The following is a 24667-nucleotide window of genomic DNA, read 5'->3' as shown; positions in this document are numbered from 1 at the left end:
AATAACTGTTACCCATACAGTTGTGCAGTTAGAACCGGGTTGGCAGTTACCGAGAAGGGGATTTCCATGAGCATTGTCGATCGGTTGCGCTACGACGGCAAGCGCGCGCTCGTTGTCGGTGGTGCGACGGGTATGGGCGCCGCGGCGGCCCAGTCGGCCGGCGAGCTCGGCGCCGAGGTCATCGTGATGGATTACGCGCCGGTGAAATACGACGTCGCCAAGTCCATCCAGGTGGACCTGCGCGATCCCGCGTCAATCGACGCCGCGCTCGAGCAGCTGGACGGCCCCGTCCACGCCGTGTTCTCGGCCGCCGGCATTGCCGAGGGAACGACCGACCTGATGGCAATCAACTTCCTCGGCCACCGGTACCTCATCGAGCGCCTGCTCGAGAAGAACCAGCTTCCCTCGGGCGCGGCAATCTGCTTCATCTCCTCGGTCGCCGGCATGGGCTGGGAGAACGACCTGGACCTGCTGAACGAGTTCCTGGCCACGCCGGACTTCGCGACGGCACAGGAGTGGGTGAAAGCGCACGAAGCGGAAGGCATCATCCACTATGGCTTTTCCAAGAAAGTGGTCAACGCCTATGTGGCCACCCAGGGCTACCCGCTGCTGAAGAAAGGCATCCGCATCAACGCGATCTGCCCGGGCCCCACCGACACCCCGCTGGCCCAGGCCAACGCCGACCTCTGGCTCACCTTCGCGCAGGACTACCGCGACGAGACCGGCTCCAAGGTGCACACCCCGGAGCAAATGGGCGATGTCATGTGCTTCCTCAACAGCGCCGCCGCGTTCGGCATCAGCGGGATCACGCTGCTGGTGGACTACGGGCACACGATGGCGTCGCTCACCGGCGCGTATCCGCCCGGCAAGCCGATCATCGACCTGATCATGGGGCGGGTAAAGCTTTAACGCCGGTAGCTGGTGGGTCAGTGCGGCTGGCCGACCATCCCCCAGGGTGCCCGCGCCTCGTCAGGGGGCACACCCAATGACACGGCACGTGGGGTTGTCCGCCGCCGGCGGGGGATTCGTTCCGTCGTAAAGATCGCTGGGCAGCTTGCCGTCATAGGGAACATTGCCCTTCCCATTGACCCAGTAGTAGGTGTGGCAGACATTCCAGTCCCAGCCGTAATGAGGGCCCGGCCCCGTCGGGTAGTAGATGGAGTCCCCTGGGCACCAGTGATGTGGGCCGGGTCCTTGCGCCTGGGCGATGCCTGCGCCCAGCCCACCACCGGCGAACAGCAACGTCGCCGTCGCTAGCCCTGTGATTCCTCGTCGCAGGCTGCGGGTGCTGTTCATGTTGGGTTTCTCCTTGCTCAGTGCGGCCTCCCCCGGCACGCGACGTGTTACTGCATTTGTTGCCGACTCAAATTTGCACCGCCTGCTTTGCTACCGATCCCAACATCTCGCGCTGAGGCGATCACTACACGGCGGTACCTTCGGGGGCATGGCACGCATCGTCATCATCGGCGGCCACGGCAAGGTCGCGCTGCAGCTGGCCCACATCCTCGCCCAGCGCGGCGACGAGGTGACCTCGGTCTTCCGCAATCCCGACCACGGCGACGACGTCGCGGCGGCCGGCGCCCAGCCGGTGGTGGCCGATATCGAGCAGCTCGATACCCCCGCGCTTGCCGAACTGCTGCGCGGGCACGACGCGGTCGTCTTCTCCGCCGGAGCCGGTGGTGGCAATCCGGCGCGCACTTACGCCGTCGACCGCGACGCCGCGATCCGGGCTATCGATGCGGCCGGGCAGGCGGGCGTGCCGCGGTTCGTGATGGTGTCGTACTTCGGCGCCGGTTCGGATCATGGTGTACCGCAAGATAATCCGTTCTTTCCCTACGCCGAGGCCAAGGCCGCCGCCGACGCCCATCTGCGCTCCAGCGCGCTGGACTGGACGGTGCTGGGACCGGGCCGGCTCACCCTCGAACCCGCCACCGGCCGGATCGCGATCGGCAAGGGCAAGGGTGAGGTCTCGCGAGCCGACGTCGCGCTCGTCGTCGCGGCCGCGCTGGCAGACGACTCGACCATCCGCCGCACCATTGGATTCAACAATGGCGAGGTGCCCATCGCGGAGGCGCTGGGTCGCTGACCGATAAACTGCGTGGCGCAGCTGGTCTGCCGTCGCCGCACCACGCGGCGCCGGCATCGAGCGAGGCATGTTAGACACGCGTCGCGAGAGGGAACCCGGTGAGAGTCCGGGACTGTCCCGCAGCGGTATGCAGGAACGACCGCCGTCACCAAGCACTGGTTGTGAAAGACCGGGAAGCGACGGCCAGTAGGAGCACCACAACAGTGCGCGCCTGCGAGTCCGAAGACCTGCCGGCTGTGCCGGGCGCGCCGCGTCCGGCGGGCTCATCGCCTCGTGGAATGGGCGTTTGGCCGTGGCCGTTGCGGTTTGTGTGCCGGTGGTACGCGCCGCGATCGGAATCGGCTGCACGTCCGCCGGCGGTGACCAAACCGTCGAATGAAGGACGACATCGTGACTCGCTTCGTAAGTAGTCAGCCATTCACCGCCACGGTTACCGGCTCGCCGCGCATCGGCCCGAAACGCGAACTCAAGCGCGCGACCGAAGGCTACTGGGCCGGACGCACCAGCCGATCGGAATTGGAGTCCATCGCCGCGACTTTGCGCCACGACATGTGGGCAAGCCTGGCGACCGCCGGCCTGGATTCGGTGCCGGTGAACACCTTCTCGTACTACGACCAGATGCTCGACACGGCCGTCATGCTCGGTGCCCTACCGGCCCGGGCCGCGGACGTACCCGACGAGCTGGACCGGTACTTCGCCGCCGCGCGCGGCAATGATGAGGTCGCGCCGCTGGAGATGACCAAGTGGTTCGATACCAACTATCACTACCTGGTTCCCGAGATCGAGCCCGCAACCCGGTTTGCGCTGAACCCGGACAAGGTCCTTTCCGAGCTGAAAGAGGCGCTCGGACAAGGCATTCCGGCGCGTCCCGTCGTCATCGGACCGGTCACGTTCCTGCTGTTGAGCAAGGGCGTCGATGGCGGGAACGCACCCATCGAGCGGCTACAGGAGCTTGTCCCGATCTACTCCGAGCTGCTGTCGCTGCTCGCCGACCCGTCTTCTGGAGGCGCGCAGTGGGTGCAGCTCGACGAACCGGCGCTGGTAACCGACATCTCCCCCGACGCGCCCGCGCTGGCGGAGGCCATCTACAACGCGCTGGGCTCGGTGAGCAACCGCCCCGCGATCCATGTCGCCACCTACTTCGGCGACCTGCGCGCATCCCTGGCGGCGCTTGCCCGCACGCCCATCGAGGCGATCGGCGTCGACCTGGTCGCCGGCGCCGGCACGGCCCTGGCCGGGATTCCGGAATTGGCGAGCAAGACCCTGGTGGCCGGCGTCGTCGACGGACGCAACGTCTGGCGCACCGACCTGGAGTCGGCACTGGGCAAACTGGCGACGCTGCTCGGCTCCGCGGCCAACGTCGCGGTGTCGACGTCGTGCTCGACCATGCACGTGCCGTATTCGCTGGAGCCGGAAACCGAGCTCGACGACGCCCTGCGCGGCTGGCTGGCCTTCGGGCGGGAGAAGGTCGCCGAGGTGGTGACGCTGGCGCGGGCGCTGCACGACGGACGCGACACGGTCGCCGACGAGATCGCGGCATCCAACGCCGCCGTCGCGTCCCGTCGCGGCGACCCGCGGCTGCACAACGGACAAGTCCGGGCCCGCATCGACTCGATCGTCGCGTCGGGCACCCACCGCGGTGAGGCGGCCGCGCGCCGCGCGAGCCAGGAGGCGCGGCTACAGCTGCCCCCGCTGCCGACCACGACGATCGGCTCCTACCCGCAGACATCGGCAATCCGCAAGGCGCGCGCGGCATTTCGATCCGGCGAGATCGACGAGGCCGAGTACGTCGGCAAGATGCGCAAGGAGATCGCCGACGTCATCGCGCTGCAGGAGCAACTCGGCCTGGACGTGCTGGTGCACGGCGAGCCGGAGCGCAACGACATGGTGCAGTACTTCGCCGAGCAGCTCGAGGGCTTCTTCGCCACGCAGAACGGCTGGGTGCAGTCCTACGGCAGCCGCTGCGTCCGCCCGCCGATCCTCTACGGCGACGTGGTCCGCACCCATCCGATGACGGTCGAGTGGATCACCTACGCACAGTCCCTGACCGACAAACCGGTGAAGGGGATGTTGACCGGGCCGGTCACGATCCTGGCCTGGTCGTTCGTCCGCGACGACCAGCCGCTGGCCGACACCGCCAACCAGGTCGCGCTGGCGATTCGGGACGAGACCGTGGATCTGCAGTCCGCCGGCATCGCGGTCATCCAGGTCGACGAGCCGGCGTTGCGCGAGCTGCTGCCGTTGCGTCGCGCCGAGCAGGACGAGTACTTGCGTTGGGCCGTAGGCGCTTTCCGGTTGGCCACGTCAGGGGTCGCCGACTCGACGCAGATCCACACGCACCTGTGCTACTCGGAGTTCGGCGACGTCATCGGGGCCATCGCCGACCTCGACGCCGACGTCACGTCCATCGAGGCGGCGCGCTCACACATGGAGGTGCTGGACGACCTGAACGCCGCCGGCTTCGCCAACGGCGTGGGTCCGGGCGTCTACGACATCCACTCGCCGCGGGTGCCGAGCGAAGGCGAGATGGCCGAATCGTTGCGCGCGGCGCTGCGCGCCGTTCCGGCGCAACGGCTTTGGGTCAACCCCGACTGCGGGCTGAAGACCCGCAACGTCGACGAGGTCACCGCGTCGCTGCGGAACATGGTCGCCGCGGCGCGGGAAGTCCGGACGGGGGCTTAGCCGCGAGCGTAACCACACTGCGATTTTCGACACGCTTTTTCGCAGTGTGGTTACACTCGCGAACCTATTCGGCGGCAGCAGTCCCGGACAGCACCTGGACCGGGACGTCGTCGGCCCAGGGTTGCCGGGTCACCATGTCGGCGACCCGAACGATGCCGCGCTCGAATTCGCCTGTGGCGGCGTCGACTAGGCGATACTCCTGGGTCTGCTTGTGGATCGGCTGCGCGTCGAGCAGGACCACCCGCACCTCGCCCGGCTCGAAGTGACAGCGCTCCTGCATCGCGGTGATCAGTTGTTCGTTGTGCATGTGGCCGTCGCCGAAGTTCCAGCCGATGGCGGTGCTGCAGATCCGCTCGCCATCGGTGATGACGTAGTCGTCCTCGTTCTGGCCGGCCATCGCCCGGTGCGCCAACGTGAACAGCGCGCGGCCGTGCGTGTTGAATCCGCGAAACGCATACCCCATGTAGATCGGGATCTGCGCGGCTTCCGGGCTGCCGTAGAACCGCTCCAGCTGCGCCTGCGGCATGCTGGCGATCGCCACGATGCCCCTGCCGATCTTGTCGTTGGCCGACGGCTTGATGCACCACAGCGTGGTGTCCCAGTTTCCGGCGTAATAGCGCATGCCCGGCAGGAACGAAATCTTGCGCGGGAACATGTTGCCCAGCGCGACGATGCCCGCGATGACGACGAACAGGATCGCCACCGGCACAGGGTGTTTCAGGTCGCCCAAGCCCAAGCGGGCATGTGCGACGAACAACGACAACACCCCGAAGATCATGAAGACGTTCCACTCCAGCGGCACCCCCATGGGGATGGATACCAGGATTCCCAGGTGGAAGCACACCATGACGATGGCCGCGATCGTGGTCGGCCAGCCGCCGTGGCAGAAGAACAGCGGCAGGGGAACCAACATCTCGATGGCGGTGCTCAGGTGCGCGAGCAGCCGCGACAGCAGCCCGGGCCGCAGGTCGTCCGGGAACTTCTCGAAGAAGCGCCGTTTCAGCCACCGGGGCCGCATCAGCGGGTTGTTGGACATCATCGTGGAGATCACGAACGGGAAGTGCTTGTTGAGCTTCGACGTCGCCGCGCCCATCCAGATGACCAGGAACACCAGCTTGGCGGCGACGATCATGTCGACGCCCCCGAACAAGAACGTCACCGTCATGGTCACGTACACCTCGCCGCGAGCGGCCAGAAAGATCACCTTGTCGCGCAGCCCCAGCACGCCGACGAGGAGCAGGATCGTCACGATTTCCCACGTCGGGAGCAACCCGATCGTCGTGCCGAGCTCGGGCACCGGCCCGGTGCCGTCCGAGAAGAGCGCCCTCAGCGTCACCAGCAACAGCAGCGCATACAGCGCGACATCGAACGGAGTGCGCTTGGTTCCGCTGGTCCCGGGGACGCGATCCGGCCACGGTGGCAACCGGATGGTGCCGAACCGCATCCAATACAGGGCCGAGCCCAGGGGCGGGAAGAACCGGTTGTTCAACGGACCGAACCCGCAGCCCAGCCCGATCACCTCGAAGAGCATCGTGTAGAGCACGACCTTCTCGAACACGATCGGTTCCGACCACCACGACGCGACGTGTGTGAACCCGCCAATTCCGTTGGTGGCCGAGGCAAACAACCACGCGAAAAGGATGTAGAGAAGGATTTTGACGACGTAGAACAGGTGCAGTGCGACGGGCGTGCCGAAGCCCACCTCGGCCCAGTGCCTGGCCATCGGGCGGATCTTCTCGCTGCGGGTGCCCTTGCTCCACTCGGCCATGTCGATCTGCGGCAGATCAGGCTTGAGAAATCCCATGGTTTGACAGATTAGAACGCGTTCTAGGCGCGTGGCTTGGGTAGGGGCAAAGAATTCTTTGCCTGCGGCTCTCTCGCCGGATACGGTGAGGTCGGGTCGGCATGTCCTGGGGAGACATCCATCATGAGCAAACTTCGATTCGGCATCGCGGCGATGATGGCCGCGCTGGGACCGGTCACCTTCGCCGCGGGCGGTATCGCTCGCGCCGACCCGCCGGCACCCGGCGATGGGTGCACGGTGTTGCACGCGACCACCAAAGACGTCAACAGCCGGATGATGTGGTGCAACCCGACGATGACCGGCGACCACACTCTGGTGTGGCAGTACGGCGGACCTTCCGCGCCGTAGCCCCAGTCAAAGCCCCGAGCGCAGAGGGTAAGTCAGCGAAAGATCCCCGCCGGGATGACCGGCGCGCTGTCCAGCACCCGCGGGTCGATCACCACGTTCAGCGCATCCACGTCCTCGAGCTCGGCCAGGGATTCCACCGCGGACAGAAACCGGCGCTGCTCGGCCGGCTCCACGATGCCGTCGGCGAGGTCGGAGAACTTCTGCAGATACTGCGGGCGCCGAAAAGGCCGCGCCCCCAACGGATGTGCATCGGCGACGGCCAGCTCGTCGAAGATCACCTCGCCGCTCTTGAGCGTAACCTCCGCCCGCGCACCGAAGGCCGGATCCGTCGAGTGATAGCGGCGGGTCCATTCGGAGTCTTCGACGGTGGAGATCTTGCGCCACAGCTCGACGGTGTCGCGCCGGTGCGCACGCTCCGGAGCGTAGGACCGTTCGTGATGCCACGCGCCGTCCTGCAACGCGACGGCGAAGATGTAGGGCAGCGAGTGGTCCAGCGTTTCCCGTGACGCGTCGGGATCGAACTTCTGCGGATCCCCAGAGCCCGTCCCGATCACCACGTGGGTGTGGTGGCTGGTGTGCAGCACGATCGAGGCGACCTGGTCGAGGTCGCCGATCCGCCGGCGCAGCCGCCGGGCCATGTCGATCGGCGCCTGGCTCTGGTACTCCGCCGAATGCTCCTTGGTGTAGCTGTCCAGGATGGCCCGCTTGGGCTCGCCGGGAGCCGGCAGCGGCACGTGGTACTCGCACTGGGGTCCACCCAGCAGCCAGGCGATCACGCCGTCCTCGCCCTCCCAGATCGGCGCGGGCGAGCGCTCGCCGCGCATCGCCCGGTCGACCGCCTCGATCGCGATCTTTCCGGCGTGCGCCGGAGCGAACGCTTTCCAGCTGGAGATCAGGCCCTTGCGGGATTGGCGGGTGCTCGTGGTTAGGTGCAGGGCCTGCCCGATCGCGTGGTAGATGGTCTCGGTGTCCAGCCGCAGCATGGTTCCCAGACCGGCGGCCACCGAGGGGCCGAGATGCGCGACATGGTCAATCTTGTGCTCGTGCAAGCAGATTCCGCGCGACAGGCCGATCTGGATCTCGTATGCGGTGGCCACGCCGCGGATCAGGTCGGCGCCTGGCACACCGAGCTGCTGCGCCACCGCAACGAGCGGGGGGATGTTGTCGCCGGGGTGGGAGTATTCCGCGGCCAGAAACGTGTCGTGGAAGTCGAGCTCGCGCACCGCGACGCCGTTGGCCCAGGCCGCCCATTCCGCCGAATAACCGCCCTCGACGCCGAAGACCGCAGCCCCCGGCCGCGCGGGATGGGCCAGCACCTGCCGACGGGCCACGGCGACCGGCCGGCGCAGCACGGCCGCGGCGCTGACGGCCGCGTTATCGATGATCCGATTCGCCACCATCTCGGCGGTGTTCGGCTCGACTGCAACCGGATCGGCGGCGACCTCGGCGATCTTGGCGGCTAAGTGCTCGGCGCGCGGAAAGTCATCGGAACTGCGCCGCGTCCGAACGGTGTGCACCAACATGATCCGCACACTAGGCCGCATTAGGGCAGACGAGAACGCACGCAGAAATCCGCGTGAACTCGGCACGGCGGGTGCCCTGATCGGTGTAGTTTGCTGCTGGGGCGGGGCTAGGTGAGGAGCCGATCGTGGCTGATGTCGATTATTGCGTGGTCGGTGCGGGATTCGCCGGGCTGACGGCCGCCCTGCGGTTCAAGCAAGCCGGCCGATCGGTGGCCTTGCTGGAGGCGCGCGACCGGGTCGGCGGCCGCACGTTCACAGTCACCCGCGACGACGGCGTGTGGGTCGACCGCGGTGGCGCGTGGATCGGGCCGGGCCAGGACCGCATCTACGCGTTGATGAACGAGTTCGGCGTTCCGGAGTACAAGCAGCACAACGACGGCGACGCGATGATGATCGTCGGCGGCAAGAAGCACCGCTATGGCGGCAGCATCCCGTGGACCGTCAGCCCATGGGCCGTCGCAAACCTCGGGCTCGGTTTGGCCGCCATCGAGAAGATGTGCAAAGCGATTCCACGCGAGGCCCCTTGGGAGGCCAAGAAGGCCCACGAATGGGACCGAATCAGCATCGGGCAATGGATCGAGAAGAACTCCATGTCCAAGGAGGCCGCCGAGATGCTGGACATGGCTTTTGCCGGCCTGTACACCTCGGCGGCGTCGGAGACGTCACTGCTGTGGGGGCTGCTGCAGACGGCGTCGGCCGGCGGACTCACCTTCGCGATCTCGGGTAAGGGTGGTTCGCAGGATGCCCGTCCGGTCGGCGGCATGGGCGCCCTGCACCGGCCGATGGTGGCCGAACTCGGTGAGGCACTTCATCTTTCGCAGCCGGTCCGGCAGATCACCCAGGACGACGACGGCGTCACGGTCAGCGCGGCCGACCTGACGGTGCGGGCGCGCCGAGTCATCGTCGCGATCCCGCTGGCGATCGCCACCTCGATCCTCTACGAGCCAATGCTTCCGGTGGACCGGGCGTTTCTGCACCAGCGCATTCCAAGCGGCGCCGTCATCAAGACCTCGATCTTCTACGACGAGCCGTTCTGGCGGGCCGACGGACTGTCCGGCCAGTCCGCCGCGCCGAACTCCCCCGCCACCCTGACCATCGACGCCTGCACCGACACCGCCGACCCGGGCATCATGTGCGTCATCACCGAGGGACCCGCGGCACGCCGGCTGACGTACCTCGACGAGGCCGAGCGCAGAGCGGTGGTCATCGGCGAGCTCGTCGATCGGTTCGGCACCAAGGCCAAAGCGCCGCACGAATACCACGAACAGAACTGGACCACCGACCGCTACTCCGGCGGCGGAATGATCGGCCACGCCCCCACCGGCGTGCTAACCGAATACGGCTACACCCTGCGCGAGCCCTGCGGACGCATCCACTGGGCCGGGACGGAGAGCTCGGCCATCATGTGTGGCTGGATCGACGGCGCGATCCGCTCCGGCGAACGTGCGGCGGCCGAGGTGATGGCACTCGACACCGAGGTGGTCGCCGCCACGACTTGATGTCGACTACCCGGCTTGTTTGGCCGGAGGTCGGTAGAAGATCAGCAACTGGCCGAGGGCTCCGCCGAGGCCGAGCGCTACGGACAGCACCAGGCCTTGCCATCCGTCGAGCCAGTTCTTCCCGAAGATCAGCCAGTCCAGGCTGAGCCTGCCGGCGCCCAACGTGGCCACCACCACGGCGCTGACCGCCAGCACCAGGTTGTACTCCCAGCCCTCCTTGACGATGAAGAAGCCGTTCGGGCGATGCACGGTCCACGCCGCGACCAACATCAGCGACACAAAACCCGCGGCCGGGATCGGGGTAAGCAGCCCGGCGGCCAGACCGAGTCCGGCGGAGACCTCGGTGGTGGCGGCCACGGCGGCGTGAAACCTACCCGGCTTCATGCCGATGCTCTCGAACCATCGGGCGGTGCCCGGTATCCGGCCTCCGCCGAAGAACTTGTTGAAGCCATGCGCGGCGAGTGTCAGTCCCAGCACCAGCCGCAGGATCAGTAACCCGACGTCATACACATTCATAGCTGCAAACTTAGATCATTCAACCTTCGCGTTCGCGAGTAGCGTTCTTGGACGGGAAGGAGTCCGGCATCAAGATCGCAATCATCGGCGCCGGCAATGTCGGCACCACATTGGGCACCGCCTGGCGCAACCGCGGCCACCAGGTCACATTCGGTGTCCGCAACCCCGACGACCCGAAATACGCCGCGCTCGGCGGCGTCGAGACGAACGAATCCGCCGCGGCCGCCGCCGATGTCGTCGTGCTGTGCACACCGTGGCAGACCACGCAGTCGGCGGTGCAGGGCTGCGGCGACCTAACGGGCAAAGTCCTCATCGATTGCACCAACCCGTTGACCCCCGACTTCACGGCATTGGAGGTCGGGCACACGACCTCGGGCGGGGAAGAAGTCGCGAAATGGGCGCCCGGCGCCCGGGTGTGCAAGGCGATGAACCAAATCGGTTTCCCGATGATGGACTCACCGCAGCTGCCGGGCGAACCGGTGATGTTCGTCTGCGGCGACGACGACGCGGCCAGGTCGGTGACCGCCGGACTGGTCGCCGAGCTCGGCTTCGAGACCGTCGACGTCGGCGACCTGACCCTGGCACGCCTCCTCGAGCCTTACGGGCTGCTCTGGATCCACCTGGCCCTACGTCGCGGGTTCGGCACGAACTTTGGGTTCGGACTGCTGCGCGGAACGTCCTGACATACTCGTCGAGGCCTGCTGGGAAGGTCCCACTGGGGGCGGGCCGCGTGACGAGGGGGTGCACCGTGGCGGTCGTCTTGCTCGACGGCGACGCGAATCTCCCGCGCGAGTTGCTGGGCAACAAGGGCCACGGCATCGACGTGATGCGCCGGCAGAATTTGCCCGTACCGCCCGCGTTCTGCATTACCACCGCGGTGGGCCTGAAGTATCACGCCGATCCAGCGGCGACGATGGATGCCATCTGGGACGAGGTGCTGGACGGGATCAGCCGGCTGGAGGCCGAGACCTCGCGCACCTTTGGGCGGGGCCCGCGCCCGCTGCTGGTAAGTGTGCGCTCGGCAGGCACACACTCCATGCCCGGCATGATGGACACGATCCTGAACCTGGGTATGAACGATGCCGTGGAGCGGGCACTCGCCGGGTTGGCGACCCCGGCGTTCGCCCGCGACACCCGCCGGCGCTTCACGGCCACGTATCAACGCACCGTGGGAGCCGCCTCAGACCCCTTACCCGCCGATGCGCACGCGCAGTTGCGGGCGGGCATCCAAGCCGTGTTCGCCTCCTGGAATTCACCGCGCGCGGTCGCCTATCGCGCCCACTACGGCCTCGACAACCGCGCAGCGACCGCGGTGGTGGTGCAGGCCATGGTGTTCGGAAATCAGGGCCCCAATTCCGGTGCCGGAGCGGTCTTTTCGCGTAACCCAATTACGGGCGCCAACGAACCGTTCGGTGAATGGCTGCCGGGCGGCCAGGGCGACGACGTGGTGTCCGGGCTCGTCGACGTCGAACCGATCACCGCATTGCGCGACGAACAACCCGACGTCTACGACGAGCTGATGGACGCCGCCCGCAGCCTGGAGCGGCTCGGATCCGACGTGCAAGAGATCGAGTTCACCGTCGAAGTCGGCAAGTTGTGGCTGCTGCAGACACGGGCGGCCGAGCGCTCGGCGCAGGCGGCGGTGCGACTGGCGCTGCAACTGCGGCGCGAGGGGCTCATCGACGACACCGAGGCGCTGCGGCGGGTGACGCCGGCCCACGTCGAGGCCCTGCTGCGTCCGGCGCTGCAGCCCGAAACACGGTTGGCCGCACCGCTTCTGGCGACCGGCCTACCCGCCTGTCCCGGGGTGGTATCGGGTAAGGCGTACACCGACGTCGACGCGGCACTGGATGCCGCCGACCGGGGTGAGCCAGTGATCCTGGTGCGTGATCACACCAGGCCCGAAGACGTCCGGGGCATGCTGGCCGCACAAGGCATTGTCACCGAGGTGGGCGGGGCCGCCAGCCACGCCGCGGTGGTGAGCCGCGAACTGGGCCGGGTGGCCGTGGTGGGTTGCGGCCGGGGAGTCGCCGCGGCGCTGGCCGGCAGGCAGATCACCGTCGACGGCTCGGCAGGCGAAGTGCGCGACGGCAATCTGACACTATCCGCGTGGTCGGAGGCCGATACGCCCGAGCTGCGCGAGCTGGCCGACGTCGCGCGACCGATCGTCCCGCTGCGCGCCCACACCACCGGCGACCACCCGAGGCTGGACGACACCTCCGAGGCTGCGGTGCGCGCGGCCCTGGACGCCGGGCATCGCGACGTGGTGTCGGCGACGCCGCTGGTCGTCATGCTGACCGCATTGAAGTTGGCGGGCCAGTGACGGAATTGGCTGTGCTGCAAGCGGTCCGGCTGAAGGGCCGGGTGGCTCCCGCCGACCTGGCGAAGACGTTGGGCGAAGACCCCGAGGCCATCACTCCCACCGTCGAGCGACTGACCGCGTCCGGCTCGCTGGTCGCCGGCGCGACGTTGAAACTCAGTCCCGACGGCCGCACCCGGCTGGAGCACTTGCTCGCCAAGGAGCGAAAGGACATCGACCCAGCCGCAATGGCCGCCGCCTATCACGACTTTCGTTCCGTGAATGCCGAGTTCAAGGCCCTGGTCACCGACTGGCAACTGAAAGGCGGCCCGGGTGGCGAGCCCAACACCCACGACGACGCCGAATACGACGCCGCGGTGCTGGCCCGGCTCGACGACGTGCACGCCCGGGTGGTTCCGATCATCGACGCCGCCGCCAGGCAGCTACCGCGGCTGCAGTCGTATGCGTCGAAACTGCTTGCGGCACTGGGCAAAGTCAAGGACGGCGAGACCGCCTGGCTGACCATGCCGCTGATCGACTCGTACCATACCGTGTGGTTCGAACTGCACGAGGAGCTGATCGGCGCAGTCGGCCTGACCCGCGAAGAAGCGGCCAGATCCGGCGACGCGCAATAGCTCACAGCGCGGCATCGAGGAGTTGCACGTAGGCATCGACGTCGGCGCCTGGTCGAAAGGCCGACGCCGCGGCGTGCACGCTGATCGCGACCGTATCGCCGATGCCGTGCACGCCGTGTGTCAGGCTCATCGCCGGCGACAGCGCCGGATATCCGGCGGTCAATACCACCGGCGCACCCCCAAAACTCAGATCCGCCGGCCCGCGATTGACGCTGGACACTACCGTGTTGCCCGACACCTGCGTGGGCCTGGCGTCGGCGTCGAATTGCGAGATGCCCCAGCGCAGCAGCGGAGCGGGCACCGCGGCGAAGGCGCGGTCGGCGGCACGCATGGCCGGGTGCTCGGAGCGACGCCGGCCGTTGGCCAGGTCGGTCGCGATCCGCTCGATGCGCGCATCCGGGTCAAGATCGGGATACAGCCCGACGACGATGTTGCCGAAATGGTTATGAGCTTGTGGCACACCGGGTTTAGCCATCGGAACCTCGGCTCCCAGCGACTCAGCGGCGTCGCCGAGCAACGCGGACAGCGCCGTGGACACCGCCGCCAGCACCCCGACGGTGACGGTGGGCCCGGGCACTTCCGAACGGTGTCGCACCAGCGTGCGCACCGAGCGGGCGCCCTCCGGGCGTTCATTGGTGGGCAGCGGCGGCCGGGGGCCGACCCCGGGCGCCACGAGTCCCGCACGGGTATCGCGGACCAGCCGGCGATGGGTACGGGCCGCATCGACCGCCCGCCACGGCAGAAAGCCCGGCCGCGGCCGTGTCACCTCGCGCACCGGCGCCGGCCGGCCGAAGAGCCAGGCCGCCATCGCCGAGGCGCGGGCGCCGTCGCCCAGGGCGTGCGCGACCTGCATGACCGCGACGGATCCCGGCCCGGCGACGCCCGGAATCCCGCGCACGGGCGTGAACACGTGCATCCGCCAGGGCATCCGACGAATGTCGAGCTGGTCTTCGGCGAGAGCGACGACGGCCGCCAGGCAGCCGCCCCAGCTTTGATCGACCACGTCGTGACAAACCACCCGCTCTGGCCCGACGGATGCCGGCACCCACTGCGGGTAGGTCATCCGGCTGCCGTCCTCGACCCTCATCCGCAGCTCCGGGCAAGCGTCGGCGCGACGGCGCAGCTGTTCGACGGCGTTCCCGAGATCGGCCGGCGCACCGTCGAATGCGTAGAGCAGGAACTGATCGTTGGGCAGTTTGGCCGACATCCAATAGAACTGGGCATCGACGGCCGCCATCCGGTGCGCCGACACGGCTTCAGCCGGAGGGGCCGATAAACGCGAGCACCAGGTCGGCGACCTTGTCCGGCTGTTCCAGCTGCAGAAAGTGACCGGCGTGCTCGACGATGGCCGCCTCGCTGCCGGCGGGAAGCGCCTTTTCCGTCCAGTGCGTGAAAGCCGATGTCATGCAACCGTCGTCGCGACCATGCAGATACAAACTCGGCAGGATGGGTGCCTCGGTCCAGAGCCGGTTCAACTCGGCGTACCGCTCCGGGGCTCGGGCGTTGCGCAGCGCCCGGTATGGTCCCAGTGCCGCGCGCCAGCTCTCGGCTGTCCCGATCGCGGCGTCGACGTGGCGCAGATCCTCGTCCGCGTGATAGCCGGGCGACCACCGTCGCCACAGCAGCGGCAACACCCAGGACGCGGAACGTTCTGGCAGCCAAGGCAATTGGAAGTAGAAGATGTACCAGCTGCGCAGCAGCTGACGCGATAGCAGGCGGGCCAGCCGGCCGCGCTCGGTCACCCGGCCCAGCGGGTGGAATGCCGCGGACACCGGGACCGACATGATCACCGACTTGACGAACGGGCTGTCGGGCATCGCGGCCAGGCCGGTGGCCGCCATGGCGCCCCAGTCGTGTCCGATCACCACATCGCGCTCGGAGCCGCCGGCCGCCGCGCGGACGCGCAGGGCATCGTCCATCAATGCACCCACGTGAAAACTGCCGTCGGCCGGGATCGCCGACGGGGCGTACCCCCGCATGAACGGCGCGACGACTCGCCAACCGGACTCGGCCAACCGCGGAGCCATCTTGCGCCACCCGTAAGCGGTGTCGGGGAAGCCGTGCAGACACAGCGCGATCGGGCCGTCGCTCGGACCCCAGGTCAGTGCCTTCAGATCCCCGCCGGGGCCGGGCACGTCGATCCAGCCTGGTTCACCCATCTTGACTCCCTGTTCGGCGCGTCCGCACGGACCAACGTAACCCGTGCGGATATAAGACGGGAGCGACTCGACGATGGGTGGACGATCGGGCGGCCTACGGGATGAGCCCCGCTGCCTTTTCCAGGTCAGCGATCACAATTTTGCGCATCCCATACATCGCCTGGGTGGCCGCCGCGGCGCGGACACGATCCGGGTCGCTGATCAATTCGAAGAGTCGGTCGGGAACGATCTGCCAACTCAGACCGAAGCGATCCTTCAGCCATCCGCACTGCGACTCCTCGCCTCCGTCGCTCAACCGATCCCAGTAGTAGTCGACCTCGTCCTGGTCCTTGCAGTGGATCGTGAACGACACCGCCTCGCTGAACGAGAACATCGGGCCGCCGTTGATACCGATGAATCGGGTGCCGTCCAGCACGAAGCTGCCCGACAGCACCGTGCCCGGCTCGCCAGGCCCGGCCTCGGTGGTGCGGTTGAAGCCCTCGATGTGCGAGTTGGGGAACACCGAGGTGTAGAACGTGGCCGCGTCCTCGAGGTTGTGGTCGAACCAGAGCGAGGGCGTGATCGATGGCATGCCGCCTCCTAGTTGTTAGAGCAGGGTCACTGTGGATTGACCCGGACGACGTTGAAAACTCACCGCCGCCGGGGCCAGCTCGGGGGTGAATAGACAACCTAGGTAACGTCGGAGGACGACCTACCGAGAGGACGCCCATGAGCGCCGTTAGCAGCAGCCCCACGACGGTCGAATTTTCCGGTGCCGGCGGGATCACTCTGGTCGCCGACGAATGGAACCGCGGCGCCACCGACCGGCCCACCATCCTGATGCTGCACGGCGGCGGCCAGAATCGGTTTTCCTGGAAAAACACCGGTCAAATCCTGGCCGACGACGGGTTTCACGTCGTGGCGCTGGACTCCCGAGGCCACGGTGACAGCGACCGCGCGCCCGACGCCGACTACGACGTCGAGACGCTGACCGCGGACGTCATGCGCGTCTTGGATGCCATTGGCCGACCCGTGGCGATCATCGGGGCGAGCATGGGCGGGCTGACCGGCATCCTTGCCGCTCACCGGGCCGGCCCCGCCCGGGTGACCCGGCTGGTCCTCGTCGACGTGGTACCGCGATTCGAGAAGGGCGGCAGCGCCCGCATCCGCGATTTCATGTTCAGCGGCCTCGACGGATTCGAATCGCTCGAGCAGGCCGCCGACGCCGTTGCCGCCTATCTGCCCTACCGGGAGAAGCCACGCAGCCCCGAGGGGCTGAAAAAGAACCTGCGGCTGCGTGACGGCCGCTGGTACTGGCATTGGGACCCGGCCTTCATGACCAAGCCCGGTGACGACCCCGAGCTTCGCACCGAGAACTTCGAGCAAGCGGCCCGGGGACTGACGATCCCGGTTTTGTTGATTCGCGGAAAGCTGTCGGACGTCGTCAGCCCCGAGGGCGTCAAGCATTTCCTCGCGACTGTGCCCAATGCCGAGTTCGTCGAACTGTCGAACGCGGGGCACACCGCCGCCGGCGACGACAACGACGCCTTCAGCGAAGCCGTCGTGACCTTCGTCGAGCGCGTTAGTTAGTTAGCGGGCTTCTCGGCGTGCCCGCCGAACTGCTTGCGCATCGCCGAGAGCGCCTTGTTGGCGAAGTCGTCGAGGCTGCGCGAGGCGAAGCGGGCCTGCAGCGCGGTCGTTAGCACCGGTGCGGGAACCCCCTCGTCGATCGCGGCGATGGCGGTCCACCGGCCCTCGCCGGAGTCGGAGACCCGTCCGGAAAACTCCTTCAGCTCCGGCGATTCGTGCAGCGCGATGGCGGTCAGGTCCAGCAGCCAGGAACCGATGACGCTGCCCCTGCGCCACACCTCGGCGACCTCGGGGATGTCGAAGTCGAACTGATAGAACTCGGGGTTCGACAGCGGCGCCGTTTCGGCGTCGCCCTCCTGCACGTGCTTGCCGATGTCGGCGTTGCGCAGAATGTTCAGCCCCTCCGCGAGCGAGGCCATCATCCCGTACTCGATCCCGTTGTGCACCATCTTGACGAAGTGCCCCGCGCCGGACGGCCCGCAATGCAAATAGCCCTGCTCTGACTGCGCGACCTCACCGTCGCGGCCCGGCGTACGCGGTGCCGCGTCCACGCCGGGCGCGACGCTGGCGAAGATCGGCTCGGCGCGGGCGAACGCGTCGGCGTCCCCGCCGATCATGAGGCAGTAGCCGCGCTCCCGGCCCCACACCCCGCCGCTGGTGCCACAGTCCAGCAGGTGAATACCGTTGTCCGACAACGTCTTCGAATGGCGGATGTCGTCCCTGTAGTAAGAGTTCCCGCCGTCGATCACGGTGTCACCGGGCTCGAGCGTCGTGGCCAGCTCCGCGATCACCGACGTGGTGATGTCGCCGGCGGGAACCATCACCCAGACGACGCGCGGCGCGTCGAGTTTGTCGCGTAGCTCCGCCAGCGAGTTCGCCCCGGTGGTCCGCTCCTCACCGGCCATCGCCTTGATCGCGTCGGGGTTGTGGTCGTACACCACACATTCGTGTCCGTCCTTGGCCACGCGGCGCACGATGTTGGCGCCCATCCGGCCCAGTCCGATCATGCCTAGCTGCATTTGCTTGGGTCTCCTTACTGTGCTGCGGACGTGGTTCGCGGCATCCACGGCTCTTGCCAAGAGTGGTGCCCGTGCAACAGCGACCGCGCGGCATCGGGCCCCCACGAACCGCGCTCATACGGGTGGATTTTGCCCGGGTTGTCCAGCAGGGGCTGCACGATGCGCCACGTCTCTTCGATGCTGTCTATCCGGGCGAAGAGCTGGTGATCGCCGGCCAGCGCGGCTTGAAAGAGGCGCTCGTAGGGTCGCTCCGGTTCGCCCAGGTCCTCGACGAACAACGAGTCCAGGTGTATGTCGCGCCATTTGTCACCCACTTGCGCGGAGATCTGAACACGCATCCCGGGGTCGGGGTCGATGCGCAGCACGATCTGGTTGGGCTCCGCGGGTCGGCAGTCGGGCAGAAAGGCCAGCGCAGGGACACGGCGGAGAAACAGCCGCACCTCCGTGACCTTCTCCGGCAGCGCCTTGCCGGTCCGCAGGAAGATCGGTACCCCGGCCCAGCGCCAGTTGTCGATCTCCGTGCGCAGCGCGACGAAGGTCTCGGTCTGTGAATCCTTCGGCACTTCGGGGACGTCGGTGTAGCCGCGGTACTGGCCGCGCACGCAATGGTCGGGCGCCAGAGCCGGCATCGCGCGGAAAACCTCGGCCTTCTTGTCGTTGAGGTCGTCGGCGCTGGAGCCGACCGGCGGATCCATGGCCGCGAGCGCCAGCACCTGCAGCAGATGGTTTTGGACGACGTCGCGCAGGGCGCCCACCGCGTCGTAGAACTTGCCGCGGGTCTCGACGTCGTAGTTTTCGGCCATGGTGATGTGGATTTCGGAAATGCTGCGACGGTCCCATAGTTCGGCGAGCGCATGGTTACCGAAGCGCAAGCATTCCAGCTCGAGGACGGGCTGCTTGCCCAGAAAGTGGTCCACCCGCAGGATCTGGTCCTCGTCGAGCACCGCACGCAGCCGCGCGTTGAGGTCGCGCGCGGAGGCCAGGTCGTGGCCGAACGGCTTTTCCACCGCGACCCGTGCCCGCTCCAGCAGATCGACTTTCGCGAGGTTCTCCACGATCGGCGCGAACAGGGACGGCGGCATTTCCAAGTAGTACAGCGGGCGGTAGTCCGAGCCGATCATGTCGGCCAGCCGGCTGTAGAGCGCGCTGTCGGTGACATCGCCGTGCAGGTAATCCAGCCGGCCCGCCAGCCGATCGAACACCGCGTCGTCGATCTTCTCGCCGGCGTCGCCGATCGATTCGCGCGCCCGCTCAACCAATTTCTCGACGGACATATCGTCGCTGGCCACGCCCAAGATCGGGCAATCCAGTAGCTTGCGGGCCTCGAGCCGATACAGCGCCCGGAACGTCATCTTGCGGGCCAGATCGCCGGTAATTCCGAAGATCACCAGCAGGTTTGACGAACCACCTCCGTCGTCGGCCAAGACCGAACCTCCCAAAAGTCACCTGATCGGCTCACTCGAGATGCACTACCCGGGGGCGTCCGGGCTCAACCCTAGACAGTGCCGGTAGGCCCGACAACCGATCGCGGACTTTGGCAGGATTCCTGACGTGGTTGATGCGCTGCATATCGCGGTCTACGCGCTGGGCGGGGTTGCGGCCGTCGAAGCCGTCGCGCTCGTGGTGCTGTGGCAGCTGCTGGCCCGAAGCCGGCGGGAGGTCGACGACCTGCGACAGCGAGTCGACGCCCGAACTCAGCTGCTGTCGGGCGGTCGCGAGGCCGTCAAACGGGTGTGGAACACCGCCAACCTGATGCGCAAAGAGGGTTTCGGCGCCGCCGTGCGCAGTTCGATCGAGGACCTCGCCGACTGGGCCGAGGTCGAGCGGCCCGACCTGGCCCGGGTGACGCCAGACGGCCGCGTGGTGATCTTGTTCTCCGACATCGAAGAGTCCACCGCGCTCAACGAACGCATCGGCGATCGCGCGTGGGTCAAGCTGATCAGTTCGCACGACAAACTGGTTCAGGATCTCGTGCAACGGCGTTCCGGACACGTGGTGAAGAGCCAGGGCGACGGATTCATGATCGCCTTTTCCCGCGCCGAGCAGGCGGTGCGCTGTGGGATAGATCTCCAGGACGCGCTACATCGGGACGCAAAGCGCAAGCGGCACGAGGAGATTCGGGTGCGCATCGGGATCCACATGGGTCGCTCGGTGCGCCGCGGCGACGATCTGTTCGGGCGCAACGTGGCGATGGCGGCACGGGTCGCCGCGCACGCCGTCGGTGGCCAGATCCTGGTGAGCGAACCGGTGCACAACGCCCTGATGGAGTGCGACGACATCGCCTTCGACGAGGGCAGCGAGGTTGAGCTGAAGGGCTTTTCCGGCAGCTACCGCTTATTCGCCGTTCAGACCGAGCGCGATTGGGATTGAAAGCCGTCCGGGTTGGACTCGGCCAGCCGCTGATGCAACCTGGCCCGGATCTCGTCGGCGGTGTAGGCCCGCCGTTTACGTTGATCGCGCACCACCAGCGCACCGCCGGCGACGACGCCGGCGACGCCGGCCAGGCCGATCCACTTCCAAATGTTGCGCATAGTTGACAGGCTATTACGGCCATGGACACCCTTCGCGACAAGACCGCCGTGATCACCGGAGCGGGCAGCGGCATAGGCCGCGCGATCGCATGCACGCTCGCCGCCAGGGGCGCCCACATCGTCGCCGTCGACATCGACGGCGACCGCCTCCGGACCCTGGCCGACGAGCTGAGCCAAGCCAATATCCTGCCGCAGCGCGCCGACGTCTCGGATCCCCAGGCGTTCGAGGGCATTCGGGACTCGGCGCTACAGCGATTCGGCCGAATCGATATCGTCGTCAACAACGTCGGCGTGCTGACCAACGGTCTGCCCCAGGACATTCCGGTCGCCGAGTGGCAACGCATCCTCGACATCAACCTGATGTCGCTGGTGCGCAGCAACGCCGCTTTCCTGCCGTTGCTGCTCGGTCAGGGCAGCGGGCACCTGGTCAACACCGCGTCCTTCGCCGGGCTTTTCACCTATTCCTACGATCGCCTGCCCTATGCGGCCACCAAGGCCGCTATCGTGCAGATCAGCGAAGGCCTGGCAATCTACCTGCGGCCCAAAAACATTGGCGTCACCTTGCTGTGTCCGGGACCGGTGCTGACCAATATCGCCGCCGCCGTCCCGACATTCGGTGAGGGGGCACCGCTACGGATACCGGGCGAACAGTTCGAGCTGCTCGACCCCGCCCAAGTTGGCGAGCTGGTCGCCGAGGCGATCCTGCGCAACCGGTTCTTCGTACCCACTCACGTCGGCGTCGTCGAGGAGTTACGCCGCCGCGTCGAGGACTGGGACGGCTACATCGACTACCAAATCGCACGCGAACCCGGGAGGGCGCACCGATGACCGATGACGGCGGGCTTACATGCTGACCCTGGACCAGGCACTCAACGAGACCCGGACGGGTGACCTGTGGTTGTTCCGTGGCCGCTCGCGGCCCGATCGCGCAATTCAGACGTTGACGAACGCCCCGGTGAACCACGTCGGGATGACGGTAGCCATCGACGATCTGCCCCCGCTGATCTGGCACGCCGAGCTGGGCGACAAGCTCACCGACATGTGGACGGGCAGCAACCATCGCGGCGTGCAGCTTCACGATCTACGCCAGGCCGTACTCCAGTGGACCGATCGATACCAGCAGCGGTGCTGGCTACGACAGCTGACGCCCTACGCCACCCGCGAACAGGAAGACAAACTGCTACGGGTCATCGCGCGCATGGACGGCACCCCATTCCCGACCACCGCCCGGCTGACCGGCCGGTGGTTCCGCGGCCGGCTGCCGACCATCAACGACTGGGTGCGAGGAATCCCGTTGGTGGATAAGAAGATTCGCGAGCAGACGCAGCGTCGCAGGGAAGCGCGCAATATGAGCCTGGAAACCGCGTACTGCGCGGAGACCGTGGCGATCACCTATGAGGAGATGGGATTGCTGGTCACGGACAAGGATGCACATTCGTTCGACCCGGGCTCGTTCTGGAGCGGCGACACTCTGCCGCTGGCACCGGGCTACCAGCTGGGCGAGGAAATCGCGATCTCCGTCGGCCAGGCCGGCTAGATCGGTCAGTCGACCGACATCTCCCCCATCTTCGACCAGCCGGTCGCGTCGATCGTCTGGCTGATGATCTTCGGCGTGTACTTCAGCGCCTGCGGCAGCTCCTGCATCGCGCGCTGGAAATGATCGCTGTTGACGTGAACGCCGCCGGCGTCGGCGTCGCGGAAGGCTTCGACCAGGACGTACTCGGCCGGGTTGTCGAGGCTGCGCGACCACTCGAACCACAGGTTGCCCTCTTCGGCACGGGTGGCCGCAGTGAACGCCGCGACCAGTTCCGGCCAGCGGTCGGTCCACTCGGGCTTCGTTTCGAACTTCACGACGATGAAGATCATGGCCGCTCCCCCTCCGCTCGGAACTCTCGTGGGCCTGCGCAGCGTCAGGATACGTGCCGCCCGTGCCGACGGTCGCGGACAATAGAGTTTTGTTCCCCGCCGGCCCACACAGCAAAATCCGCCCAGGCATCGTCATTGACGCCTGGGCGGACTTTGTATTGGTGATGCTGTGACGTTTGCTCACCCGGGATAGTGATGTAGCACACAAACCGTCGTGGTTCGGACCTATTTCACTTTTCCCAGGCCCGCAATGCGAGCAGTGTGACCAATGTTGCGCATCGGTCGGCTGCATTAACCGACATACGTGCGATCCGTTTTTTGGTCAATTCGCAATTCCGGGATCGGCGGCCGGCGGCAAATCGGGCGCCGGCGGAGGCGGCGGCGCGGGATCCACAATGCCGATCAAAGCGGGCGGTGCGTCCGGCGGCGGGGGTGCGTCCGGCAGCGGCGGAGGCGGGGGTGCGTCCGGCATTGGCGGAGGCGGTGCGTCCGGGGGCGGAGGCGGTGCGTCCGGCGGCGGAGGCATGAGGCTCTCTGCGTCCGGTGGCATCGGCAGGAACATGTGGTGCGTGAAACCGGCCTGGTAGGCACCGGCTCCGCCGATGCGCACGCCGCCGCGCTCACCGCTGGATACCGGGGTCCCGTCCGGCAAGGTGACCGCGGTGTGGCCACCGTTCCAACCGATCACCAAGGCGTTCGGGGCGGTTCCGTATTGGAAGCCCCGTGCCAATAAAGCGGATTCTTCATTTCCGGTGTTAAAACGACTTCCAAAAACCGGCCTGTCAGTTGCCGCGTTGGCAACCCAGGAAGCAAGACCGGAACAGTCGGTCCCGGCCGGAGAATCTCCGCCCGAGATATACGGCGTCCCGGAAACCTGGTTGATGAGCGACATCAACGTAGCGAGAACAAACATGGCCAGGGACATTAGCAACGAGATACTTAGCAAGCCAAAATTTGTGGCGGGTGTCACGTGTAAGCCAAAAAATGGCTTGGACCGCATATCCAGCAAATTTATTACACAAAAGTATATTTACGGATACGAATGGCTACAGTCAGACTCCGAACTTGGCACGGGCCTCGTCCGTGACGGGCGTGAACAGGTTGACGAGGTTTCCATCCGGATCGCGGAACAACAGCGCGCGGTTACCCCACGGCATGGTTGTCGGCTCGGTCACAACCTCGTCCACGCGTTCGCGAAGTCGCTCGTACTCGGCATCGACGTCCTCGACAATGAACTCCAGGATCGCGCTGCGGTTGGCTGCCGGCTCAGCGGATCCGTCCCCAAAGAGCGGCACGGTCTTATCGCTGCCGATTGCCAGTGTTCCGACCGGCGTCGGAATCTCAGCGAACAGCTCGTTGCCCCACACCGCGGAGACTTCGGTGACCATCTCGTAGAAAGCTACGAGCCGATTGACGTCAGCGGTGATGATGCGAGTCGAAATGAACTTCACGAAACCTCCCCAATTGGCCACGGCAGTGCCGCACGGCGATAGTGCCTGCGTGGGGCATGCTAGGCAGCCGGTCCGACAAGCCGGCGCGCCGGCAAGGTTCTCCTCGCCTGCCAGGCAACGCCGGGCACCGTGTTTGCCAGGTCCGGCCGGCTACCGGCGAAAGCACGAAGCGCACGATAGAACGACCAAACTTGCCGGGGCGTAGGCACTTTCGGTATCCACGCCAGTTCCCAGTGAATCCCATTGATCGGGTCGTCGAAGAACACAGCGTAGTAGCCGGGCCAGTACTGCGGGTACTCCTTTGGCTCGTCAGTTACGGCTATATCCCGAGAGATCAGGAACTCACGATGGAAGCGGTCGACCTCTGCTCTGCTCCGCGCCCACAACGCAATGTGGTTGATGCCGACCGCCTGGTCGTGGTGCGTCACCTTCCCTCCGGTGCGAGCTGGCTGGATACCGACGTAGCTGTGCGGGGCGACATGACGGGTCATGTAATAGGTGGATTGATACTCCATGTTGAGCGACGAGAAGCTGCTGTATCCGAGCCAGCCGAACAAGGCGTCGTAGAACGCGATCGAGTCGTCATAGTCCAACACCGCGAATTCCACGTGACAAACGCCCCGCCACCGCATCAATCCTCCTCAGACCGCTCTAGCGCTCAATGCAGTATCCGCGGCGGC

The 24667-nt window shown here is 66.6% G+C and carries 26 protein-coding genes and 1 riboswitch; of the genes, 12 read left to right on the top strand and 14 right to left on the bottom strand.

All coding sequences use genetic code 11. From position 1 onward, the window contains the following. Positions 1–66 precede the first annotated feature (66 nt). The gene (locus ACQI5H_RS10165) at positions 67–909 is read left to right on the top strand and encodes an SDR family oxidoreductase (protein ID WP_427079256.1); all 843 of its coding nucleotides are present in this window, start codon (positions 67–69) and stop codon (positions 907–909) included. Between the two features lie 60 nt (positions 910–969). Here the strand turns inward: ACQI5H_RS10165 and ACQI5H_RS10160 are convergent, their stop codons facing one another. Further along, the gene (locus ACQI5H_RS10160) at positions 970–1296 is read right to left on the bottom strand and encodes a hypothetical protein (RefSeq protein WP_427079255.1); all 327 of its coding nucleotides are present in this window, start codon (positions 1294–1296) and stop codon (positions 970–972) included. 148 nt (positions 1297–1444) lie between these two features. Between ACQI5H_RS10160 and ACQI5H_RS10155 the strand changes: the two genes are divergently transcribed. Together ACQI5H_RS10155 and metE are read left to right on the top strand one after the other, a co-directional pair. Next, on the top strand, positions 1445–2086 hold the full coding sequence (locus tag ACQI5H_RS10155; protein ID WP_427079254.1) for an NAD(P)-dependent oxidoreductase: 642 nt from the start codon (positions 1445–1447) through the stop codon (positions 2084–2086). A 49-nt stretch (positions 2087–2135) separates the two neighbouring features. Beyond that, a riboswitch (cobalamin riboswitch) is annotated at positions 2136–2321 on the top strand. A gap of 155 nt (positions 2322–2476) precedes the next feature. Beyond that, entirely contained in the window at positions 2477–4768 is a 2292-nt protein-coding gene (gene metE / locus ACQI5H_RS10150) for a 5-methyltetrahydropteroyltriglutamate--homocysteine S-methyltransferase (RefSeq protein ID WP_427079253.1), read from the top strand. A 64-nt stretch (positions 4769–4832) separates the two neighbouring features. Here the strand turns inward: metE and ACQI5H_RS10145 are convergent, their stop codons facing one another. Continuing rightward, positions 4833–6572, bottom strand: a complete 1740-nt coding sequence (locus ACQI5H_RS10145; protein WP_427079252.1) for a DUF3556 domain-containing protein — start codon at positions 6570–6572, stop codon at positions 4833–4835. 123 nt (positions 6573–6695) lie between these two features. Here ACQI5H_RS10145 and ACQI5H_RS10140 point away from each other — a divergent pair, with 123 nt between their 5' ends. Continuing rightward, positions 6696–6920, top strand: coding sequence for a hypothetical protein (locus ACQI5H_RS10140; protein ID WP_427079251.1), 225 nt, complete (start codon positions 6696–6698; stop codon positions 6918–6920). Between the two features lie 32 nt (positions 6921–6952). Here ACQI5H_RS10140 and prpD read toward each other — a convergent pair whose 3' ends face one another. Beyond that, positions 6953–8443, bottom strand: a complete 1491-nt coding sequence (gene prpD / locus ACQI5H_RS10135) for a 2-methylcitrate dehydratase PrpD (RefSeq protein WP_427079250.1) — start codon at positions 8441–8443, stop codon at positions 6953–6955. A gap of 125 nt (positions 8444–8568) precedes the next feature. Here prpD and ACQI5H_RS10130 point away from each other — a divergent pair, with 125 nt between their 5' ends. Next, entirely contained in the window at positions 8569–9942 is a 1374-nt protein-coding gene (locus ACQI5H_RS10130; RefSeq protein ID WP_427079249.1) for a flavin monoamine oxidase family protein, read from the top strand. Positions 9943–9948: 6 nt separating this feature from the next. Here ACQI5H_RS10130 and ACQI5H_RS10125 read toward each other — a convergent pair whose 3' ends face one another. Next, on the bottom strand, positions 9949–10458 hold the full coding sequence (locus tag ACQI5H_RS10125) for a DoxX family protein (protein ID WP_427079248.1): 510 nt from the start codon (positions 10456–10458) through the stop codon (positions 9949–9951). 47 nt (positions 10459–10505) lie between these two features. Here ACQI5H_RS10125 and ACQI5H_RS10120 point away from each other — a divergent pair, with 47 nt between their 5' ends. The 3 genes from ACQI5H_RS10120 to ACQI5H_RS10110 are packed head-to-tail and all read left to right on the top strand — an operon-like array spanning position 10506 to position 13392. Next, positions 10506–11141: an NADPH-dependent F420 reductase gene (locus ACQI5H_RS10120; protein WP_427079247.1), complete on the top strand. Its 636-nt coding sequence runs from the start codon at positions 10506–10508 to the stop codon at positions 11139–11141. Between the two features lie 32 nt (positions 11142–11173). Then, a complete protein-coding gene (locus ACQI5H_RS10115; RefSeq protein ID WP_427079356.1) occupies positions 11174–12781 on the top strand; it encodes a pyruvate, phosphate dikinase in 1608 nt (535 codons plus the stop codon). Next, positions 12778–13392 (top strand): MarR family transcriptional regulator, encoded by a 615-nt coding sequence (locus tag ACQI5H_RS10110; protein WP_427079246.1) that lies wholly within the window; start codon positions 12778–12780, stop codon positions 13390–13392. Before ACQI5H_RS10115 ends, ACQI5H_RS10110 begins: the two co-directional genes overlap by 4 nt. 1 nt (position 13393) lies before the next feature. On the opposite strand, the gene ACQI5H_RS10105 is transcribed toward ACQI5H_RS10110, so the two are convergent. The 3 genes from ACQI5H_RS10105 to ACQI5H_RS10095 all read right to left on the bottom strand — a co-directional run bounded on the left by ACQI5H_RS10105 (position 13394) and on the right by ACQI5H_RS10095 (position 16122). After that, complete coding sequence (locus ACQI5H_RS10105) at positions 13394–14644, bottom strand: WS/DGAT domain-containing protein (protein WP_427079245.1); 1251 nt, start codon at positions 14642–14644, stop codon at positions 13394–13396. 4 nt (positions 14645–14648) lie between these two features. Beyond that, complete coding sequence (locus ACQI5H_RS10100) at positions 14649–15551, bottom strand: alpha/beta fold hydrolase (RefSeq protein ID WP_427079244.1); 903 nt, start codon at positions 15549–15551, stop codon at positions 14649–14651. Positions 15552–15645: 94 nt separating this feature from the next. Next, entirely contained in the window at positions 15646–16122 is a 477-nt protein-coding gene (locus tag ACQI5H_RS10095) for a VOC family protein (protein ID WP_427079243.1), read from the bottom strand. Positions 16123–16259: 137 nt separating this feature from the next. Here ACQI5H_RS10095 and ACQI5H_RS10090 point away from each other — a divergent pair, with 137 nt between their 5' ends. Beyond that, complete coding sequence (locus tag ACQI5H_RS10090) at positions 16260–17120, top strand: alpha/beta fold hydrolase (protein ID WP_076127686.1); 861 nt, start codon at positions 16260–16262, stop codon at positions 17118–17120. On the opposite strand, the gene gnd is transcribed toward ACQI5H_RS10090, so the two are convergent. Continuing rightward, positions 17117–18139 (bottom strand): phosphogluconate dehydrogenase (NAD(+)-dependent, decarboxylating), encoded by a 1023-nt coding sequence (gene gnd / locus ACQI5H_RS10085; RefSeq protein ID WP_427079242.1) that lies wholly within the window; start codon positions 18137–18139, stop codon positions 17117–17119. The two genes, ACQI5H_RS10090 and gnd, sit on opposite strands and share 4 nt — an antisense overlap. Positions 18140–18153: 14 nt before the next feature. After that, the gene (locus ACQI5H_RS10080; protein ID WP_427079241.1) at positions 18154–19563 is read right to left on the bottom strand and encodes a glucose-6-phosphate dehydrogenase; all 1410 of its coding nucleotides are present in this window, start codon (positions 19561–19563) and stop codon (positions 18154–18156) included. 127 nt (positions 19564–19690) lie between these two features. On the opposite strand from ACQI5H_RS10080, the gene ACQI5H_RS10075 reads away from it, so the two are divergent. Continuing rightward, the gene (locus tag ACQI5H_RS10075) at positions 19691–20509 is read left to right on the top strand and encodes an adenylate/guanylate cyclase domain-containing protein (RefSeq protein ID WP_427079240.1); all 819 of its coding nucleotides are present in this window, start codon (positions 19691–19693) and stop codon (positions 20507–20509) included. Here ACQI5H_RS10075 and ACQI5H_RS10070 read toward each other — a convergent pair. Continuing rightward, a complete protein-coding gene (locus tag ACQI5H_RS10070; RefSeq protein WP_427079239.1) occupies positions 20485–20670 on the bottom strand; it encodes a hypothetical protein in 186 nt (61 codons plus the stop codon). The two genes, ACQI5H_RS10075 and ACQI5H_RS10070, sit on opposite strands and share 25 nt — an antisense overlap. A 21-nt stretch (positions 20671–20691) precedes the next feature. Here ACQI5H_RS10070 and ACQI5H_RS10065 point away from each other — a divergent pair, with 21 nt between their 5' ends. Together ACQI5H_RS10065 and ACQI5H_RS10060 are read left to right on the top strand one after the other, a co-directional pair. Beyond that, positions 20692–21498 (top strand): SDR family oxidoreductase, encoded by an 807-nt coding sequence (locus tag ACQI5H_RS10065; RefSeq protein ID WP_427079238.1) that lies wholly within the window; start codon positions 20692–20694, stop codon positions 21496–21498. 19 nt (positions 21499–21517) lie between these two features. Beyond that, complete coding sequence (locus ACQI5H_RS10060; RefSeq protein ID WP_427079237.1) at positions 21518–22207, top strand: guanylate cyclase; 690 nt, start codon at positions 21518–21520, stop codon at positions 22205–22207. Between the two features lie 5 nt (positions 22208–22212). Here the strand turns inward: ACQI5H_RS10060 and ACQI5H_RS10055 are convergent, their stop codons facing one another. The 4 genes from ACQI5H_RS10055 to ACQI5H_RS10040 form a co-directional block, all read right to left on the bottom strand. Next, entirely contained in the window at positions 22213–22536 is a 324-nt protein-coding gene (locus tag ACQI5H_RS10055; protein WP_427079236.1) for a putative quinol monooxygenase, read from the bottom strand. A gap of 322 nt (positions 22537–22858) precedes the next feature. After that, positions 22859–23449 (bottom strand): peptidoglycan endopeptidase, encoded by a 591-nt coding sequence (locus ACQI5H_RS10050; protein WP_427079235.1) that lies wholly within the window; start codon positions 23447–23449, stop codon positions 22859–22861. A gap of 139 nt (positions 23450–23588) precedes the next feature. Next, on the bottom strand, positions 23589–23987 hold the full coding sequence (locus tag ACQI5H_RS10045; protein WP_427079234.1) for a VOC family protein: 399 nt from the start codon (positions 23985–23987) through the stop codon (positions 23589–23591). Between the two features lie 59 nt (positions 23988–24046). Continuing rightward, positions 24047–24619 (bottom strand): VOC family protein, encoded by a 573-nt coding sequence (locus tag ACQI5H_RS10040; RefSeq protein ID WP_427079233.1) that lies wholly within the window; start codon positions 24617–24619, stop codon positions 24047–24049. Positions 24620–24667 lie beyond the last annotated feature (48 nt).

The sequence above is a fragment of the Mycobacterium heidelbergense genome, assembly GCF_050205645.1.
Lineage (GTDB): Bacteria > Actinomycetota > Actinomycetes > Mycobacteriales > Mycobacteriaceae > Mycobacterium > Mycobacterium heidelbergense_A.
This window is presented reverse-complemented; position numbering and strand designations above follow the sequence as displayed.

What these genes read in the sequence shown, in the direction of transcription:
- ACQI5H_RS10165 (WP_427079256.1), top strand. Translation starts at nt 67, where the DNA reads ATGAGCATTGTCGATCGGTTGCGCTACGACGGCAAGCGCGCGCTCGTT.
- ACQI5H_RS10160 (WP_427079255.1), bottom strand. Translation starts at nt 1,296, where the DNA reads ATGAACAGCACCCGCAGCCTGCGACGAGGAATCACAGGGCTAGCGACG.
- ACQI5H_RS10155 (WP_427079254.1), top strand. Translation starts at nt 1,445, where the DNA reads ATGGCACGCATCGTCATCATCGGCGGCCACGGCAAGGTCGCGCTGCAG.
- ACQI5H_RS10145 (WP_427079252.1), bottom strand. Translation starts at nt 6,572, where the DNA reads ATGGGATTTCTCAAGCCTGATCTGCCGCAGATCGACATGGCCGAGTGG.
- ACQI5H_RS10140 (WP_427079251.1), top strand. Translation starts at nt 6,696, where the DNA reads ATGAGCAAACTTCGATTCGGCATCGCGGCGATGATGGCCGCGCTGGGA.
- prpD (WP_427079250.1), bottom strand. Translation starts at nt 8,443, where the DNA reads ATGTTGGTGCACACCGTTCGGACGCGGCGCAGTTCCGATGACTTTCCG.
- ACQI5H_RS10125 (WP_427079248.1), bottom strand. Translation starts at nt 10,458, where the DNA reads ATGAATGTGTATGACGTCGGGTTACTGATCCTGCGGCTGGTGCTGGGA.
- ACQI5H_RS10100 (WP_427079244.1), bottom strand. Translation starts at nt 15,551, where the DNA reads ATGGGTGAACCAGGCTGGATCGACGTGCCCGGCCCCGGCGGGGATCTG.
- ACQI5H_RS10095 (WP_427079243.1), bottom strand. Translation starts at nt 16,122, where the DNA reads ATGCCATCGATCACGCCCTCGCTCTGGTTCGACCACAACCTCGAGGAC.
- ACQI5H_RS10090 (WP_076127686.1), top strand. Translation starts at nt 16,260, where the DNA reads ATGAGCGCCGTTAGCAGCAGCCCCACGACGGTCGAATTTTCCGGTGCC.
- gnd (WP_427079242.1), bottom strand. Translation starts at nt 18,139, where the DNA reads ATGCAGCTAGGCATGATCGGACTGGGCCGGATGGGCGCCAACATCGTG.
- ACQI5H_RS10070 (WP_427079239.1), bottom strand. Translation starts at nt 20,670, where the DNA reads ATGCGCAACATTTGGAAGTGGATCGGCCTGGCCGGCGTCGCCGGCGTC.
- ACQI5H_RS10065 (WP_427079238.1), top strand. Translation starts at nt 20,692, where the DNA reads ATGGACACCCTTCGCGACAAGACCGCCGTGATCACCGGAGCGGGCAGC.
- ACQI5H_RS10060 (WP_427079237.1), top strand. Translation starts at nt 21,518, where the DNA reads ATGCTGACCCTGGACCAGGCACTCAACGAGACCCGGACGGGTGACCTG.
- ACQI5H_RS10055 (WP_427079236.1), bottom strand. Translation starts at nt 22,536, where the DNA reads ATGATCTTCATCGTCGTGAAGTTCGAAACGAAGCCCGAGTGGACCGAC.
- ACQI5H_RS10050 (WP_427079235.1), bottom strand. Translation starts at nt 23,449, where the DNA reads ATGTTTGTTCTCGCTACGTTGATGTCGCTCATCAACCAGGTTTCCGGG.
- ACQI5H_RS10040 (WP_427079233.1), bottom strand. Translation starts at nt 24,619, where the DNA reads ATGCGGTGGCGGGGCGTTTGTCACGTGGAATTCGCGGTGTTGGACTAT.